The organism is Microbacterium sp. 05N427 (assembly GCF_056397105.1).
The window spans coordinates 43,642-58,806 of the sequence record NZ_JBFTMT010000015.1; the positions used below are offsets into that span (position 1 = coordinate 43,642).

General features: G+C 69.7%; 16 protein-coding genes. 10 read left to right on the plus strand and 6 right to left on the minus strand.

The annotated features are described in order from the left end of the window. Positions 1-214: 214 nt before the first annotated feature. The 6 genes from AC1DG4_RS15040 to AC1DG4_RS15065 all read left to right on the plus strand — a co-directional run bounded on the left by AC1DG4_RS15040 (position 215) and on the right by AC1DG4_RS15065 (position 5,225). Positions 215-658: a WapI family immunity protein gene (locus AC1DG4_RS15040; protein ID WP_477378835.1), complete on the plus strand. Its 444-nt coding sequence runs from the start codon at positions 215-217 to the stop codon at positions 656-658. 196 nt (positions 659-854) lie between these two features. Beyond that, a complete protein-coding gene (locus AC1DG4_RS15045) occupies positions 855-1,511 on the plus strand; it encodes a ComEA family DNA-binding protein (RefSeq protein ID WP_477378836.1) in 657 nt (218 codons plus the stop codon). A 113-nt stretch (positions 1,512-1,624) separates the two neighbouring features. Further along, positions 1,625-3,937: a ComEC/Rec2 family competence protein gene (locus AC1DG4_RS15050; protein ID WP_477421322.1), complete on the plus strand. Its 2,313-nt coding sequence runs from the start codon at positions 1,625-1,627 to the stop codon at positions 3,935-3,937. 81 nt (positions 3,938-4,018) lie between these two features. Then, the gene (locus AC1DG4_RS15055; protein WP_477378840.1) at positions 4,019-4,234 is read left to right on the plus strand and encodes a type II toxin-antitoxin system VapB family antitoxin; all 216 of its coding nucleotides are present in this window, start codon (positions 4,019-4,021) and stop codon (positions 4,232-4,234) included. Further along, complete coding sequence (locus AC1DG4_RS15060; RefSeq protein WP_477378842.1) at positions 4,231-4,644, plus strand: PIN domain-containing protein; 414 nt, start codon at positions 4,231-4,233, stop codon at positions 4,642-4,644. Before AC1DG4_RS15055 ends, AC1DG4_RS15060 begins: the two co-directional genes overlap by 4 nt. A 116-nt stretch (positions 4,645-4,760) precedes the next feature. Then, positions 4,761-5,225 (plus strand): MarR family winged helix-turn-helix transcriptional regulator, encoded by a 465-nt coding sequence (locus AC1DG4_RS15065; protein ID WP_477378844.1) that lies wholly within the window; start codon positions 4,761-4,763, stop codon positions 5,223-5,225. A 50-nt stretch (positions 5,226-5,275) separates the two neighbouring features. Here the strand turns inward: AC1DG4_RS15065 and ligM (AC1DG4_RS15070) are convergent, their stop codons facing one another. Beyond that, positions 5,276-6,676: a vanillate/3-O-methylgallate O-demethylase gene (ligM, locus tag AC1DG4_RS15070; RefSeq protein ID WP_477378846.1), complete on the minus strand. Its 1,401-nt coding sequence runs from the start codon at positions 6,674-6,676 to the stop codon at positions 5,276-5,278. 232 nt (positions 6,677-6,908) lie between these two features. On the opposite strand from ligM (AC1DG4_RS15070), the gene AC1DG4_RS15075 reads away from it, so the two are divergent. The 4 genes from AC1DG4_RS15075 to AC1DG4_RS15090 are packed head-to-tail and all read left to right on the plus strand — an operon-like array spanning position 6,909 to position 10,473. Then, positions 6,909-7,664 (plus strand): PIG-L deacetylase family protein, encoded by a 756-nt coding sequence (locus AC1DG4_RS15075; protein WP_477378848.1) that lies wholly within the window; start codon positions 6,909-6,911, stop codon positions 7,662-7,664. Beyond that, positions 7,661-8,359 carry a 4-carboxy-4-hydroxy-2-oxoadipate aldolase/oxaloacetate decarboxylase gene (locus AC1DG4_RS15080; RefSeq protein ID WP_477378849.1) on the plus strand — a complete coding sequence of 233 codons (699 nt, stop codon included), beginning with the start codon at positions 7,661-7,663 and terminating at the stop codon, positions 8,357-8,359. The genes AC1DG4_RS15075 and AC1DG4_RS15080 overlap by 4 nt, the downstream gene beginning before the upstream one ends. Further along, positions 8,349-9,440, plus strand: a complete 1,092-nt coding sequence (locus AC1DG4_RS15085; RefSeq protein WP_477378851.1) for a PrpF domain-containing protein — start codon at positions 8,349-8,351, stop codon at positions 9,438-9,440. The genes AC1DG4_RS15080 and AC1DG4_RS15085 overlap by 11 nt, the downstream gene beginning before the upstream one ends. 37 nt (positions 9,441-9,477) lie before the next feature. Continuing rightward, positions 9,478-10,473 (plus strand): VOC family protein, encoded by a 996-nt coding sequence (locus AC1DG4_RS15090; RefSeq protein ID WP_477378853.1) that lies wholly within the window; start codon positions 9,478-9,480, stop codon positions 10,471-10,473. 15 nt (positions 10,474-10,488) lie between these two features. Here AC1DG4_RS15090 and AC1DG4_RS15095 read toward each other — a convergent pair whose 3' ends face one another. The 5 genes from AC1DG4_RS15095 to AC1DG4_RS15115 form a co-directional block, all read right to left on the minus strand. Then, positions 10,489-11,070 carry a PadR family transcriptional regulator gene (locus AC1DG4_RS15095; RefSeq protein WP_477378854.1) on the minus strand — a complete coding sequence of 194 codons (582 nt, stop codon included), beginning with the start codon at positions 11,068-11,070 and terminating at the stop codon, positions 10,489-10,491. 42 nt (positions 11,071-11,112) lie between these two features. After that, positions 11,113-12,513: a vanillate/3-O-methylgallate O-demethylase gene (gene ligM / locus AC1DG4_RS15100; RefSeq protein ID WP_477421318.1), complete on the minus strand. Its 1,401-nt coding sequence runs from the start codon at positions 12,511-12,513 to the stop codon at positions 11,113-11,115. 35 nt (positions 12,514-12,548) lie between these two features. Next, positions 12,549-13,433 (minus strand): formyltetrahydrofolate deformylase, encoded by an 885-nt coding sequence (gene purU, locus AC1DG4_RS15105; protein WP_477378858.1) that lies wholly within the window; start codon positions 13,431-13,433, stop codon positions 12,549-12,551. A 10-nt stretch (positions 13,434-13,443) separates the two neighbouring features. Beyond that, positions 13,444-14,250 (minus strand): methylenetetrahydrofolate reductase, encoded by an 807-nt coding sequence (locus tag AC1DG4_RS15110; protein ID WP_477379330.1) that lies wholly within the window; start codon positions 14,248-14,250, stop codon positions 13,444-13,446. A 356-nt stretch (positions 14,251-14,606) separates the two neighbouring features. Continuing rightward, the gene (locus AC1DG4_RS15115; protein WP_477378860.1) at positions 14,607-15,107 is read right to left on the minus strand and encodes a MarR family winged helix-turn-helix transcriptional regulator; all 501 of its coding nucleotides are present in this window, start codon (positions 15,105-15,107) and stop codon (positions 14,607-14,609) included. Between the last annotated feature and the right edge of the window lie 58 nt (positions 15,108-15,165).

Genomic DNA, 15,165 nt, shown 5'->3' on the forward strand with positions numbered 1-15,165 from the left:
CTTGAGTGCCCAGATCCACGCCCAGGCTACGCGTCGCCGATCACGTCGAGATAGGCGCGGAGTTGATCCGACGGCCCCGACCTTCTTGGCGGCTGACGTGCTTGGATCGGGTCCCATTTGCAACTCACCTGGCGGGTCGGGGCCCAACTGTCCTGGCTGCGGTCGAGCTGCAGGGAGACGCTTCTGTTAACTGACGCTCTGCCAGACTGCGTGCATGGATCAGCCGGATTTCGAGGTGCGCGTGGGAACGATGCTGGAGGGGGTCATCATCAACGTACGTGGCCGGGAGGTTCCTGGAGCGATGGACTGGGCGGACGGGAACTGGCTGGTCAGCCCGATCCGGATCGACGTGGGCCGTTTCCAGGCTGACCTGCCGGCCACGCTCCGCGTCGATGAGCTCGCCCGATTCCGGGCCGGCCTCCAGGAGATGTGGCAGACGGTTTCAGGCGAAGCCGTACTGGTTTCGATGGAGAAATGGCTGCAGTTGACCGTGCGGTGTTCTCCCACGGGAGCGTTGCAGGTTATTGGACTCGCAACCGATTTGCCAGGGCTCGGGAACAAGCTTCAGTTTGAGATCAAAGGAATGGACCAGAGCTTCCTTCCGGATCTCATCGGGCAGCTATCGTGCGTCGAACAGGCTTACCCATTGCGGTCGTGACGCTCAGCACGAAGTTCCCGTGCTGAAGCAGACAGTTGGTGTCTAGGCCAGTTGCAGGGTAGGGCAACGGCGAGCAGCTTCGCGGGAAAGAGGACCGGGCTGGTGCTCGTCCTCCACAGCGCTTGTGTCGCCGGGACTCCGCACCGGTTGCGTGGATCCGTCTCCGGGCGCGTCCGCGCGCGCCTAGCGTCGGCGTGTGAGCGAGCAATCGGGGACGGACGGGGCACAGCCGACGATCGTCGTGCGCGCCCCACGTCGGTTCCGTCTGGGGCTCGGCGCGGCCGTGGTGGTCGGGCTCGTCGCGGTCTCGGTCACGGTGGGCATCGGCCTGCTCGGCCGGTCGGCGGTGCCGGAGGGGATCACGGTGTCACCGTCGCCCCGCGGGACCGGGTCTGCGGTGTCCACGGGTGCGGTCTACGCGCACGTGCTCGGAGAGGTGACGAAGCCGGGGCTGTATGTGCTCGACGACGGCGCGAGGGTCGCCGAGGCACTGGCGGCGGCGGGCGGCACGCTGCCGACGGCCGACCTGGCTGCGGTGAACCTCGCCCGCACGGTCGCCGACGGCGAGCAGATCCTGGTGCCGGCGGTGGGCGCGTCCGGCGCTGCACCGGGCGCGACTTCGGGCGCGACTGCGGGCGGATCCGGCGGGGGAGCAGCGGGCGGGCTCGTCGACCTCAACACCGCGGACGCCGCCGCCCTCGACCAGCTGCCCAGGATCGGCCCCGCGCTCGCGCAGCGCATCATCGACTGGCGCACCGCCAACGGGCGCTTCACGAGCGTGGATGATCTCCTCGGCGTCTCCGGCATCGGCGAGAAGATGCTGGCCGGGATCCGCGACCTGGTGCGGGTATGACAGCGTCGGGACACGCGGCGGTGACCCGCGCTCGACGCCGGGAGGCGGGGCGAGGCGCAGCGCCCGACGCATCCGAACTGCGGGCTCCGCGTCGTCGGCTGCGGGACGTGCGGATGGTGCCGATCGCCGTCACGGCGTGGGCGGTCGCGCTCCTTGTCGCGTTCCTGCCCTGGACGGCCGCGACGGTGATCGCTCTCTCCGCAGCAGGGGGCGTCGCGCTGCTCATCATGTGTCGCCTCCGGATTCGCTGCGCCATCGTTCGTATCGCGCCCCTCTCGATAGCGTGCCTGATGGTCGCGGCGTCGATCGCCGGCGCAGCGGCGGCGGCCGCGCCGGCGCGAGGGCAGGCCGCCGCACTGGGTGGACACGCGGTCATCGCCGAGGTGAGTGTGCGGTCCCTTCCCTCGCTCGGCGCCGACGGCCGGCTCTGGGCGGACGCGGACGCCCTCCGACTCGGTCCGGGACCCGAGCCCGCTCCGCTCCGGGTGCCGGTGCGCATCGGGATCCCGCCCGACGCGGGCTCCGCCACGCTCGGACCGGGGACGGTGCTGCGGTTCACGGCGCAGACGAAGCGCACGGATCCGGGTGAGCGGGCGGCCCTCGTGCTGTTCGCGAACGGGGCGGCGGAGCAGCTTTCCCGCGGCGGTCCGGTCGAGCGGCTCGCTGGTGATGTGCGCGCTGCGTTCATCGAGCGTGCCGGGCGGCTGCCCGAACCCGGCTCCGAGCTGCTTCCGGGGCTCGCGGTCGGCGATGTGCGGGCGGTGAGCGACGATCTCGACGCCGCCATGAAGGCCAGCGGGCTGTCGCACCTGACCGCCGTGAGCGGCAGCAACCTCGCGCTCGTGGGCGCGGCAGCGTTCGGGATCGTGGCACTGTGCGGTGGCGGAAGGGTGATCCGCGTCGCGGTCGCAGTGCTGGCGCTCGCCGGTTTCGTCGTGCTGGTCACGCCGCAGCCCAGTGTCATCAGGGCCGCGGCCATGTCCGGAGCGGCGCTGGTCGCGCTGCTGCTGGGGCGCCCGCGCGCAGGGCTCTCGGTGCTGCTGCTCGCCGTCACGGTCCTGCTGCTCGCGGATCCGCAGCTCGCGGCTGCTCCCGGGTTCGCGCTGTCGGCCGCGGCGACGGCCGGCCTCATCGTGCTCGCCCCGCCGCTGGCCCTGGGTCTTGCGCGCCGGYTGCCCCGACCGGTCGCCGTGGCGATCGCGGTCCCGTTGTCGGCGCAGCTCGCCTGCGGTCCCATCATCGCGCTGTTCGCGGCGCAGCAGTCCCTGGTCTCCGTGCTGGCGAACCTGCTGGCCRGTCCTGCTTCGCCGATCGCGACGGCGCTCGGTCTGCTCGCGTGCCTCGCGATGCCGGTCCCTCCGCTCGCCGACCTGTTCGCGGCCGCAGCCTGGCTGCCTTCGGCCTGGATCGCGCAGACCGCCGTGACGACCGCAGCGCTGCCGCTCGCCACGATCGAGGCCCCGGCCGGTGTCGGCACGGCACTCGTCGTCGCGACGCTCAGCGCAGGGGCCTTCTACGCGGTCGCGCCGCATCACCCCCTTCGTGCTCCCTGGCGCGCCGTCGTCGGCGGCCTCCTCGCACTCGTGGTCGGCGCGGGGGCGGGCTGGGGCATCGTCGCCGGTCCCGTCGCTCTGCTGCAGCGCCCGGCCGACTGGGCGATCGCCGTGTGCGACGTCGGGCAGGGCGACGGGGTGCTGGTGCGCTCGGCCGGCCGCACCATGCTCATCGACACCGGGCCCGAGCCCGAGCCGCTGCGGCGCTGTCTGGACGGGCTCGCGATCGCGCGGCTCGACGTGCTGCTGCTGACCCACTTCGACCAGGACCATGCCGGGGCCGCCGACGCGGTCCTCGGGCGTGCCGACATGGTGCTGCACGGGCCGGTGGGCACCGCCGCGCAGCAAAGCCGGCTCGATCGGCTCGGAGCAGGGGGAGCGGATCTCGTCGAGGCGGCGGCCGGCATGACTGGACGCCTTGGGGACGCGGAGTGGCGCGTCCTCTGGCCTCGTCGTGCCGAGAAGGTCTTCCCGCCCGGCAACGACGTGGGTGTGATCATGCAGATCGAGGGCGGTGGCGTCCCGCGGAGCCTGTTCCTCGCGGACCTCTCGGGAACGGCGCAGGGAGCGTTGCGACGGTTCGCGCGCCCGCACGATGAGAGTGTGGTCAAGGTCGCCCACCACGGAAGCGCCGATCAGGATCCGCAGCTCTACGCGGATCTGGATCCGGCGCTGGCCCTGATCTCTGTGGGCGCGGGAAACGACTACGGACATCCGCGCGCTCCGACGCTGGAGATGCTGCGGGCGCTGCGCGCGCCGATCCTGCGCACGGACCAGCGCGGCATGATCCTGGTGTCGCAGGGGGAGGACGGGGTGCGCGTCTGGGCAGAGCGCCCTGATCCGCAGGGTCGTCCGCCGGACCGTCCGCCGTGATCCTCGGCCGATCGCCCGGTGCGGCAGTACGATCGTCCACGACATATAATCGTTCATATAGTGCATGAGAGGAGGCCTGACATGGCTGTGACGAGCGTCGACCTGAACCCAGAGCTCATCGAGCGCGCCCGGGCACTCACCGGTGAACCTTCCAACCGTGCCGTCCTCGATCTCGCGCTGCGTCGGCTGATCGCGTCGAAGCAGAAGGGCGCGATGATCGACGGCATCGCAGAGCTTGCTGACATGCCTGCGGGGCTGGACGCGCCCGTGGAACGGCCCGCGGTCGCACCACAGTGACCGACTACCTCGTCGACAACTCGATCTGGGCACGACTCGCGCTGGGAGATCCCGTCGTCAGCGCGAGGCTGCGACAGATCGAGCGCGCGCCCGCGGATCTCTTCGTCACCTGTCCGCCCCAAGTTCTCGAGTTCTGTCACAGTGCACCCAGCCCCGAACAGCACGCCAGGTACAGAGAGCGGATCAGTCTCGGCTTCCCCCTCGAGCGAGCCCCTGATGAATCGGTTGTGCTCGATATTCAGAGCGCGCTGTGGAACTCGGGCCTCGTGCGCGCCGCCGGCGCCGTCGACGTCCTCATCGCCGGATACGCACTCGTGAACGACGCCACCGTGCTGACCGCGGATCATGACTTCGATCACATCGCCGCGGTAACCGAACTGAGCCATGAGTACGTGGCGCCGGCCGACTGAGGCGTCACGTTTGTCCGTCTCGGAGCACGTCTTCGGGTCGAGGTCGCCCGGTGCGGCATATGCGCGGCGGACGCGCGAAAGCTAGCCTGTACCCGGGGTCGCGACGAAAGGTCTTGATGGAAGGCACGAACTTCACTTATGTCATCAAGCAGCTCGAACTCGCGCTCCGTCCTTATTTCGAGGAGGTCTGCGCCCAGGCAGGCATGACGATCGCGCAGTTCACGGCGCTCACCGTGCTGGAACGGCGCCCCGGCATCACGAGCTCCGAACTCGCCCGGCGTTCCTTCGTGCGTGCGCAGACGATGGCCCAGACCATGGATCCGCTCCTGGACGCCGGCCTGGTGCGACGGGAGCGCGATCCTGAGCACGCTCGACGGCTGCTGCTCTTCCTCACCGAGGAGGGCGCGGCGGCGGTGGCGCGCACCGCGCCCCGGCTGGCCGAGCTGGAGCGGCTTCTGACCACGGGTTTCGCGGAAGAGGAGAGCGCGGCGCTGGCGGACTATCTCCGACGGGCACGTCGCACGCTCGAGTCGCACACGCTGGCCGAGTTCAGAGCGGGCGCCACCGACCTCGTGCCCTAGCCGGCCGTGCCGTCGTTCGGCTGGACGTGCGCTTCTGTCGTCGCCGAGCCTCACGCGCTGGTCGTGCGCCAGCCACCCTGATACTCGGTGCGGGCGGTCACGGCATAGGGCACCGGGCTCACCACGGCGCGCACCGCGAACTGCTCATGCGGCTCGACGGTCGTCTTCCGCGAGCCGCCGTCGGGCTCGCCCCAGACGACCCGGACCTCGGCGCCGATCGGCACGTCGTGGTCGACGGTCGCCAGCGAGAGCCCGCGTCGCTCGTTCGCGGTGACGCCGGTGAACAGGGAGAGTCCGACGTTCTCGCCATCCGCGTCGATCACCGCGTCGTAGTTCGATGAGCCGTAGTTCGCGTTCGGGAGGTCGAAGAACTGGTACCCGGGGCCGTTCCGGTCGATCGCGCTGACGAGGATCTTCCCGAGGTCCTCGTCGTTCCAGGCGAGTGTCACCTTCTTGCGCTGCAGCGAGGGGTCGATCTTCTCGAGCGCGTCGCGTCCGATGAAGTCGTGGTCGAACTTCACGAAGGAGCCGTACCCGAGCTCCCAGGGGTTGAGGTAGTAGTCCTCGATGTCCTCGGACACGAACGACCCCGCGACGGCGTTCACGGCCTCGTAGCCGGTCGCCGGCAGCCACTCCCGGTAGGATCGCTCCGCCTCGCCGGTGTAGATGGCCGGCAGCGGTGAGGGGATCCAGCCCGACTCGAGCGTGTTCGAGGAATACGCACGCGATCCGCAGGGCTCGATGCCGAATTCGCGGCCGGCCTCGAGGATCGCGTCGCGGATCCTCCCGTGCTGCGCATACGGACCCCACAGCTCGAGGCCGGGCGCTCCCGCCATGCCGTGCCGGAGCGTGCGCACGCGCTCTCCCGCGATCGTCATGTGCCCCATCCGGAAGAACCGCACCGGTTCCACGGGGCCGCCTGCGAGCTTCTCGATGATCGCCCAGGCGTTCGGGCCCTGGATCTGGAAGCGGTAGTACTCGCGGTGCACGGCCTGGCCGTACGGGCGCGACGGCGACCGATCGTCGTAGCGGAACTCGACGTCGTAGCCGCCGGTCTCCGCGTGGAACTGGAGCCAGTTGGCACCAGGGGCACGGCCGACGTACACGTAGTCCTGCGCGGCCTCGTGGAACAGGATGCCGTCGCCGATCACGCCGCCGTGCGATGCCGTGGGGACGAACTGCTTCGCGGTGTCGACGGGGAAGTCGGCGAACGAGTTGATGCCGGTGTCCGACAACAGGCGCAGCGCGTCGGGGCCCGAGACGAAGAAGTTCACCATGTGGTGCGTCTGGTCGTACAGGACGGCGGTCTCCCGCCAGGCCTTCTGCTCGCGGCGCCAGTTCGTGAACTCCGCCGGTACGACCGGGTAGATGTACGTGCCGAGGGGCGAATCGCGCAGCATCCGGACCGCGTCGCCCTTCTCGTCGAGCAGTTCCTGCAGGGTGCTGGCCATGGTGTCTCCCTCGACATCGATCCGGCTGATCGATGCCGCCTTCGGCCCGATCTGAGCCCTGATGCTACGGAACTCGTGTCCCTCTGTCCATAGGTAAATCGAGAAGGGAAATAATTGGCGACAAGATTGGCGACAATCCTTGACCTCGGGGGAGACGCTGTGTTTGTGTGGGGGCCGGCGCGGCGAAGATCGGCGCCGGCCGGCCCTGTCCGGCGCGGACACGAGGAGTCCCATGTCGCAGAACAAGCCCTGTCTGGTGGTGGTGAGCGCGCACGCGGGCGACTTCGTGTGGCGGGCCGGAGGCGCCATCGCCGCGGCCACGATGCGCGGCGAACGCGCGGTTGTGATCTGCCTGTCCTACGGCGAGCGAGGGGAGTCCGCGAGTCAGTGGCTTGCAGGCAAGGGGCTCGATGAGATCAAGGCGATCCGGCGGGCGGAGGCGACGGAGGCGGCGAACGCGCTCGGCGCCGAGATCGAGTTCCTCGACCTCGGCGACTACCCGCTGCGGGAGTCGCCGGAGGCGGTCGCGGCGCTGGTCGACGCGTTCCGGCGCGTGCAGCCGACCGTGCTGCTGACCCATCCGCTCGCCGATCCGTACAACGGCGACCATCCGGCGGCGGCGAGGATGGCGCTGGAGGCGAGAGTTCTCGCGCAGGCGATCGGTGTCGCGAACGCGGATGGCTGCTATCCGAGGGCTGACGACGTCATCGGCGCCCCGTTGGTCTTCTTCTTCGAGCCGCATCAGAGCGAGCAATCCGGTTTCGTGCCCGGCGTGCTGCTGGACATCACCACGGCGTTCTCGCGCAAGCAGGCGGCGATGGAGTGCCTGCCCGCCCAGCAGCACATGTGGTCCTACTACACCGATCTCGCCGTGCGGCGCGGGGTGCAGCTGAAGCGCAATGCAGGGCCCAATCTCGGCCTCGCCCACCAGACGATGGCCGAGGCATACATGCGCTACTACCCCCAGGTCACGGACGTGCTGGCATGAGCCCCGTCGTCATCACCGACATCGCCCGCGCCGAGCGCGCACTCGTCGACGCCCTGGCCGCGTTCGGCTCGGCCACGGTGCACGAGGCGCTCGGCCGGATCGGCTGCGCGGGGGCGCGGATCCGCCCGATCCAGGAGGGCGTCGTGGTCTCCGGCAGCGCGATCACGGTGCTCCCGGCGCCGGGGGACAACCTCATGGTGCACGCCGCGATCGAGCAAGCGAGGGAGGGCGACATCATCGTGGTGGCCCCGGCGTCCGAGTCTCTGCACGGCTTCATCGGGGAGCTCATGGCGACCCAGATGCAGGCTCGAGGGGTAGGCGGTTATGTGACGTCCGCCGGGGTGCGTGACGTCGCGGAGCTGCGGGCCATGCGGTTCCCGGTGTGGACCGCGTACATCACCGCGCAGGGCACCGTGAAAGAGGCGGCCGGATCGGTGAACGTGCCGGTCACGCTGGACGGCGTCGTCGTCGAGCCGGGCGACATCGTGGTCGCCGACGACGACGGCGTGACGATCGTGCCGCGTCGGCGTGCGGCCGAGGCTCTGGACGCCGCGCGGCGGCGAGCGGAGCGCGAGGCCGTGGCGCGGGAGCGCTACCGGGCGGGCGAGATCTCGATGGACGTCGGTGGCCTCCGGGCGGTGCTCGACCGGCTCGGCGTCGAGCACGTCGCCCAGCGGAGCGGCGATGCGCGCTGACGCCGCCGCCGGAGGCGCGTACCCCGGAGGCATCCGCTGCATGCTCATGCGCGGCGGGACGTCGAAGGGGGCGTTCTTCCTCGCGTCGGACGTCCCGGCCGATCCCGAGGAGCGCGATGAGCTGATGCTCCGGCTCCTGGGCAGCCCGGATCCGCGGCAGATCGACGGTCTCGGGGGCGGACACGCGCTGACCTCCAAGGCGGCGATGGTGTCCGTCTCCGAGGACCAGGATGCAGACCTCGACTACCTCTTCCTGCAGATCGGCGTCGATCGTGCCACGGTGGGCGATGCGCAGACCTGCGGCAACCTCCTCGCCGCCGTGGGGCCCTTCGCCGTCGAGCGCGGGCTCCTGGCGGCCGGCGGCGAGGGGATGACCACCGCGCGCATCCGGCTGCGCAACACGGGCGGTGTCGCGACGGCGACGTTCGCTACCCCCTCGGGGATGCCCGACTACGACGGCGACGCCGCGATCGACGGCGTGCCGGGCACCGCGGCACCGATCGAGCTCCGGCTCGGTGTCGGCGCGGGGCCCGTGCTCTCGACCGGTCTGGCGATGCAGGAGATCGCCGGCCACCGCGTGACGCTGGTCGACAACGGCATGCCCGTCGTGCTCATGGTCGCAGCGTCGCTCGGCGTGACAGGAGATGAGGATCCGGGCGAGCTCGAGGCCGACGCCCGGCTGTGCGCGGTCGTGGAGGAGGTCCGCCGCGAGGCCGGATCGCTGTTCGGCCTGGGCGATGTGGCCGAACAGACCGTGCCCAAGATCGTGCTGCTCTCGCCGCCGCGGCACGGCGGGACGATCTCCACGCGAGCCTTCATCCCGTTCCGCGTTCACACGTCGATCGGCGTCCTGATGGCGGCATCGGTCGCCGCCGGCGTCAGCATCCCCGGCGCCGTCGGACACGATCTGGCCCCGCTCCCCGCGGGGCCGGAGCACGACATCGAGCACCCCTCCGGCGTGCTCCGCACCCGCGTCGACGTCACGCGCGGGGACGACGGGGAATGGCGGGCGTCGTCTCGTTCGACGCGCACCGCACGCAAGATCTTCGACGGCATCGTCTTCCCGCGTCCGCGGCGCTGATGTCGCCCCTCACACGACCAGAGCAAGGACGGATCCCATGGCAACCAGCGACAACTTCGACCTCGCCCACCTCGGCGCGATCGAGCTGCACACCCCTAAGTTCGAGGAGAGCCTGCGCTTCTTCCGCGACATCTGCGCGATGCGCGAGGTCGCCCGGGTCGGCGACTCCGCATACCTGCGCTGCTGGGACGAGTATCAGCGGTACACGCTCAAGCTCACCGCATCCGACACCAACGGGGTCGGCCGCACGCTCTTCCGTACGACCAGCCAGGAGGCGCTCGCGCGCCGCGTGGCCGCGATCGAGGCGACCGGTCTCGGGCACGGCTGGCGCGATCCCGAGATCGGCGTCGGACCGTCCTACGAGTTCGAGGATCCGGACGGGCACCTCATGGCGCTGCACTACGAGACCGACCTCTACGTCCCGGACGAYGAGGACCGGCCCGCGCTGAAGAACCAGGCCTCCGCGTACCCGGGGCGCGGCATCAACACGCGCCGCATGGACCACATCAACTACCTCGCGAGCGACGTGACCGCCGCCGGGGAGTTCTGGGCGGATGTCATGCGCGCGCGGGAGTCCGAGCGGGTGCGTCAGGACGACGGCCGCTACGCCGCGCGGTGGTTCCGGTTCCATCAGAAGTCCTACGACGTGGTCTACTCCGCGGACTGGACCGGCAGCCGCGGCCGCTTCCATCACTTCGCGTTCGCGCCGGACTCCCGTGAGGACATCCTGAAGGCCGCGGACATCTGTCTCGAGAACGGGATCCACATCGAGTACGGGCCCTACAAGCACGCGATCAACCAGACCTTCTTCCTCTACGTCTGGGAGCCGGGCGGTAACCGCATCGAGTTCGCGAATGCGCAGGCCAGGCTCCTTCTGGATCCGGACTGGCCGGTCGTCGAGTGGAGCCAGGCCGAGCGCGCCAAGGGGCAGGCCTGGGGCATGAAGACGGTCGCCACGTTCCACACGCACGGCACGCCGTTCGTGGAGAACCAGGAGGAGATCGACCGCGAGGCGCTCGCCGGATCCCGGTGAGGCCGCGCTCCCGGCCTAGTCGCCGAGGCGGTCCACGAGGTCGAGGCCGCTCCTGGCCCAGGCGATCTCGAGCCGTGCCCGCTCGACCAGGCCCTCGTAGGCGAACCTCTTGTAGGCGATCGTGCGCTCGCGCTCACTGTCCGGCGTGACGTTCAGCCGGCGCGTCAGCATCGGGTTGCTCAGGTTCTCGATGTGGGTGAGCTCGCCCTCCCACTGCTCCAGCTCGCCCTCCCACTGCGCGATGTGCCGGCGCAGGAAGTCGCGCGCCGCCTCCGGGGTGGTGTTCTCCAGGTAGGCGGCGCGCAGGTGCGCGGGATCCCGCACGCGCTGGTAGTCCAGGGGCGTCTGCATCCACGCGAGGTAGTCGGCGTCGCCGGCGGGGGTCACGGTGTACATCCGCCGGGTGCCGCGCTGGCCGCGGGCCTGCTCCTCGCCCTCGATGAGCCCCGCGGCTTCCATCTTGCGCAGCTCCGGGTAGATCTGCGAGTCGGGGGCGTGCCATACGTGGCCCACGGACTGCGAGAACTGCTTCTGCAGGTCATATCCCGACAGCGGCCCGACGCGCAGGATCGCCAGGATTGCGTAGCGCAGACTCATGCGGTTCCTCCCGCGTCGAGCCTACTGCCGGGATGACGGGATTCAGTTCTGGTAGCCGGTGCGCCACCCGCCCTGGTAGGTCTGCCGGGCGACCGAGGAATACGGCGTCGGGCTGACGACCGCGCGGACCGCCAGCTGCTCGTGCGGCTCGACGGTCGCCTTCGCGGTGTTCGGCCCCTCGCCCCACAGCACGCGGAGTTCCGCGCCCTCGGGGACATCGGGGGYGACGGTCGCGAGCGAGAGCGCGCGGCGCTCGTTCGCGCTGTAGCCGGTGAACATGGAGAATCCGACGACGTTGCCGTCCGCGTCGACGACCGAGTCGTAGTTCGCCGACCCGTAGTTCGCGAGCGGCAGGTCGAAGAATTTGTAGCTGGGGCCGTCCACGTCGAACAGCGAGCCGAAGATCTTCGTCATGTCCTCGGCGTCCCAGGCCAGGGTGACCTTGCGGCGCTGCGTCGCGGGGTCGACCTTCTCGAGCGCGTCGCGGCCGATGAAGTCGTGGTCGAACTTCACGAAGGATCCGTAGCCGAGCTCCCACGGCGTGAGGTAATAGTCCTCGATGTCTCCCGACACGAACGAACCGGCGAGCGTTCCGGTGGCCTCGTAGCTGTCTGCGCCGAGCCACTCGCGGTAGCCGCGCTCGGCCTCGCCGGTGTAGATGGCGGGGAGCGGCGAGGGGATCCAGCCCGACTCCAGCGTGTTGGACGGGTACGCCCGGGATCCGACCGGCAGCAGCCCGAACTCGGCGTCGGCGGCGACGATCGCGTCACGGACACGGTCGTGGTCCTCGTACGGGCCCCAGACCTCGAGGCCCGGCGCGCCGGCCATGCCGTGGCGCAGCGTGCGCACCTGCGCACCGTCGATCGCCATCGTGGACATGCTGAAGAACCGGAGTTCCTCGAGCGGGCCGCCGTTGAGCTTCTCGATGACCTGCCAGGCCTTGGGCCCCTGGATCTGGAAGCGGTAGTAGCGGCGCGACACCGCATGCCCATAGGGGCGGGACGGCGAACGTCGGTCGACGGTCACCTCGAGGTTCCCGTATCCGCCGGTCTCGCCGTGATACATCAGCCAGTTCGAGGCCGGGGCCCGGCCGACATAGACGTATTCGTCCTCAGCCTCGCGGAACAGGATGCCGTCGCCGATGACGTGCCCCGACGCGGTGGTCGGCACGTACTGCTTCGCACGATCGACCGGGAAGTTCGCAACCGAGTTGATCGCGGTGTCACTGATCAGGCGGATCGCGTCCGAGCCCTTCAGGAACACGTTGTCCATGTGGTGGGACTGGTCGTAAAGCACCGCGGTGTCGCGCCAGGCCCGCTGCTCCTTGATCCAACTGCTGAAGTCGGCGGGCACGACCGGGTAGATGTACGACCCGATCTGAGAGTTGCGCAGCAGTTCGACGGGATTTGTCGCGTCGATCAGCTGCTGAAGGTTGTCGGCCATGGAAGCCCTCTCTTGTTCTTTCGTTGTGGTCGGGGTCAGGGGCGGTCGGTGAAGACGACGGTCTGGTTGCCGTTGCGGATCACCCGGTCCTCGGCGTGCCACTGCACCGCGCGGGAGAGCACGGCGCGCTCGACGTACGCGCCGCGGGCCTGCAGGCCGGCCGCGCTCATCGAGTGGTCGACGCGGGCGACGTCCTGCTCGATGATCGGGCCCTCGTCGAGCACCTTGGTGACGTAGTGGCTGGTCGCGCCGATGAGCTTGACGCCGCGCTCCTTTGCCTTGCGGTAGGGGGCTGCGCCGATGAAGGCCGGAAGGAAGGAGTGGTGGATGTTGATGACCGGCACGTCGACCTCGTCCAGGAAGTCCTCGGAGATGATCTGCATGTACCGGGCCAGCACGAGGAAGTCGACGTTTCCCTTCACGAGCTCCAGGATCCTGGCCTCGGCCGCGGACTTGTCCGGTCCCTGCGAGGGCACGTGGAAGAACGGGATGCCGAAGGAGCGGACGTCCTCAGCGACGTTCGTGTGGTTGCTGATCACCATCGGGATGGTCACCGGCAGCTCACCGCGCCTGTGCCGCCAGAGGAGTTCGAGCAGGCAGTGGTCGCTCGTGGAGGCGAGCACGGCCATCCGCTTCGGCACGGACCGGTCGGTGAGGCGCCAGGACAGGCCGAGCGGTCCGAGCGTGGTGGCGAGGTCGGCCTCGATGTCGGGCACCGCTGCGGTCAGGTCCTCGCGGTGGAAGACGACGCGCTGGAAGAAGCCCCCGCCCTGGGGGTCGTCCGTGTACTGATCGAGGGAGACGATGTTGCCCCGGTTGCGGGTGATCAGGGCGCTGACCGCCGAGACGATCCCCGGTTGGTCCGGGCCGTGCACGATCAGGCAGGCGTCATCCCGCAGCCGCTCGACATGGATGGTCATCGCGACCTCCTCAGGGGCGGGCGGCGACGAAGTCGCGCGCCCAGGCCGACGTGGCGAGCAGGCCGCCGAACGTGTAGAAGTGCAGCTTCACGGCGCCGGTCTCGGCGTCGGCTGCGAGCAGCGCTGACAGGTCGGAGACGAACGCATCCGGCCCCGCCGTCCCCATCAGGTTCGTGAGGGAGAAGCCGTACTTCTTCACGATCATCGCGTTCGCCCCGATCCCGAATCGGCGGGCGAACCCGAGGAGCCGCTTGACACCGGCCGGTCCCGGCGTTCCCACCCGGATCTCGGAGGCGATCCCGCGTGCGCGGACCTGGTCGATCCAGGCCAGCACCGGCTCCGTGTCGAAGGCGAACTGGCTGAGGATCACGGCGTCCAGTCCCTGCTCCGCGAGCACCGCCGACTTGCTCTCGAGGTGGCGCCACAGCTCGTCATCGCCGATGTCGGGGTGTCCCTCGGGATAGCCGGCGATCGAGACCTCGCGGACGCCGTAGTCGAGCAGAAGGCCGGTGTAGATGACGTCGAAGGCCGAGGCGTAGGGTCCGTCCGGCGTGGCGGGATCCCCGCCGACGACGAACACGTGGTCCGTGGCGCCCACCTCCTGCAACCGACCGAGGAATTCCTCGAGCTGCGCGCGGGACCGCAGCCGGCGTGCCGAGATGTGCGGGACCGGCACGAACCCCAGATCGCGGACCGCCTTCGCGGCGGCCACGCGCATCTCGAGATCCTCATTGCCGAGGAACGTGACGTTGATCTTGGTTCCTGCGGGGATCGTGTGGCGCGCCTCCTGGAGGCCGGGGACGTCCTTCCCGGTCATCTCGAGCGAGAAGTCGTCGACGAGTGCGCGCGCCGCGATCGGGTTCGCGACGGGTGTGGTGCGTGACACGGATCGGCATCCTTTCGGCGGGTCCGCGCGCGGCATCGCGAGCGGAGCTGTCCGGCTCCGTTCGACGATGAACGGGGCCTGCGGTCAGAATACCTATGGCAATAGGTAATGGCAAGAGGTAAATTGAGAACATGGCTCAGCGCAGTGCCGCGTCGTCCCCGTCAGCGCACGCTATAGGCGCCGCTGGCGGGGACGACTCGAATCCACTTCCGCGGCGTCCCTGTCAGCGGACGCTGTGGGCACCGCTGGTGGGGACGACTCGGAAGTGGGGGCAGTGGGCGGGTGGGTCAGTCGGCGGTGCGGATGAGGCTCAGCATGCGCAGCAGGGCGGTGTTGAATTGGGCGATCTCGGCCTCGGTCATCCCGGCGAGAATGACCTCCTGGCCGCGCATCGAGATGGGGCGCATCTCGTGGTGCAGCTGGGCTCCGGACGGGGTCAGGTGCATCGGGCGCGATCCGCGCGGGCCGTCGAAGAGTGCGATGAGCCGCCGCTCTGCGAGGGTGTTCACGCTCTTCGAGACGATCGCCTTGTTGACGCCCAGGAACTCCGACACCTCGCTCGCAGAGGATCCGGGTCGCGTCGCGAGCGCCGACAGCACGCGCCACTCGTTCGTGCCGAGACCGAACTCGCGGCGCAGTTCCTGCGACTCGCGCCAGACCAGGGCATTGGAGAGCAGGGCGAGCAGACGTGGGGTGAAGGACTCGGGGTCGACCACGTCGTACAAGGGGTCGCGCACGACCTCGGACGATGGTGCGGCGCCGGGGCGGGCGTCATCCTGTGCGGGCATGCTGTTCCTCCTGCGTGCGGGAGCTCACAGAGCCCCCTCAAGTGATGAGTGTTCCAGA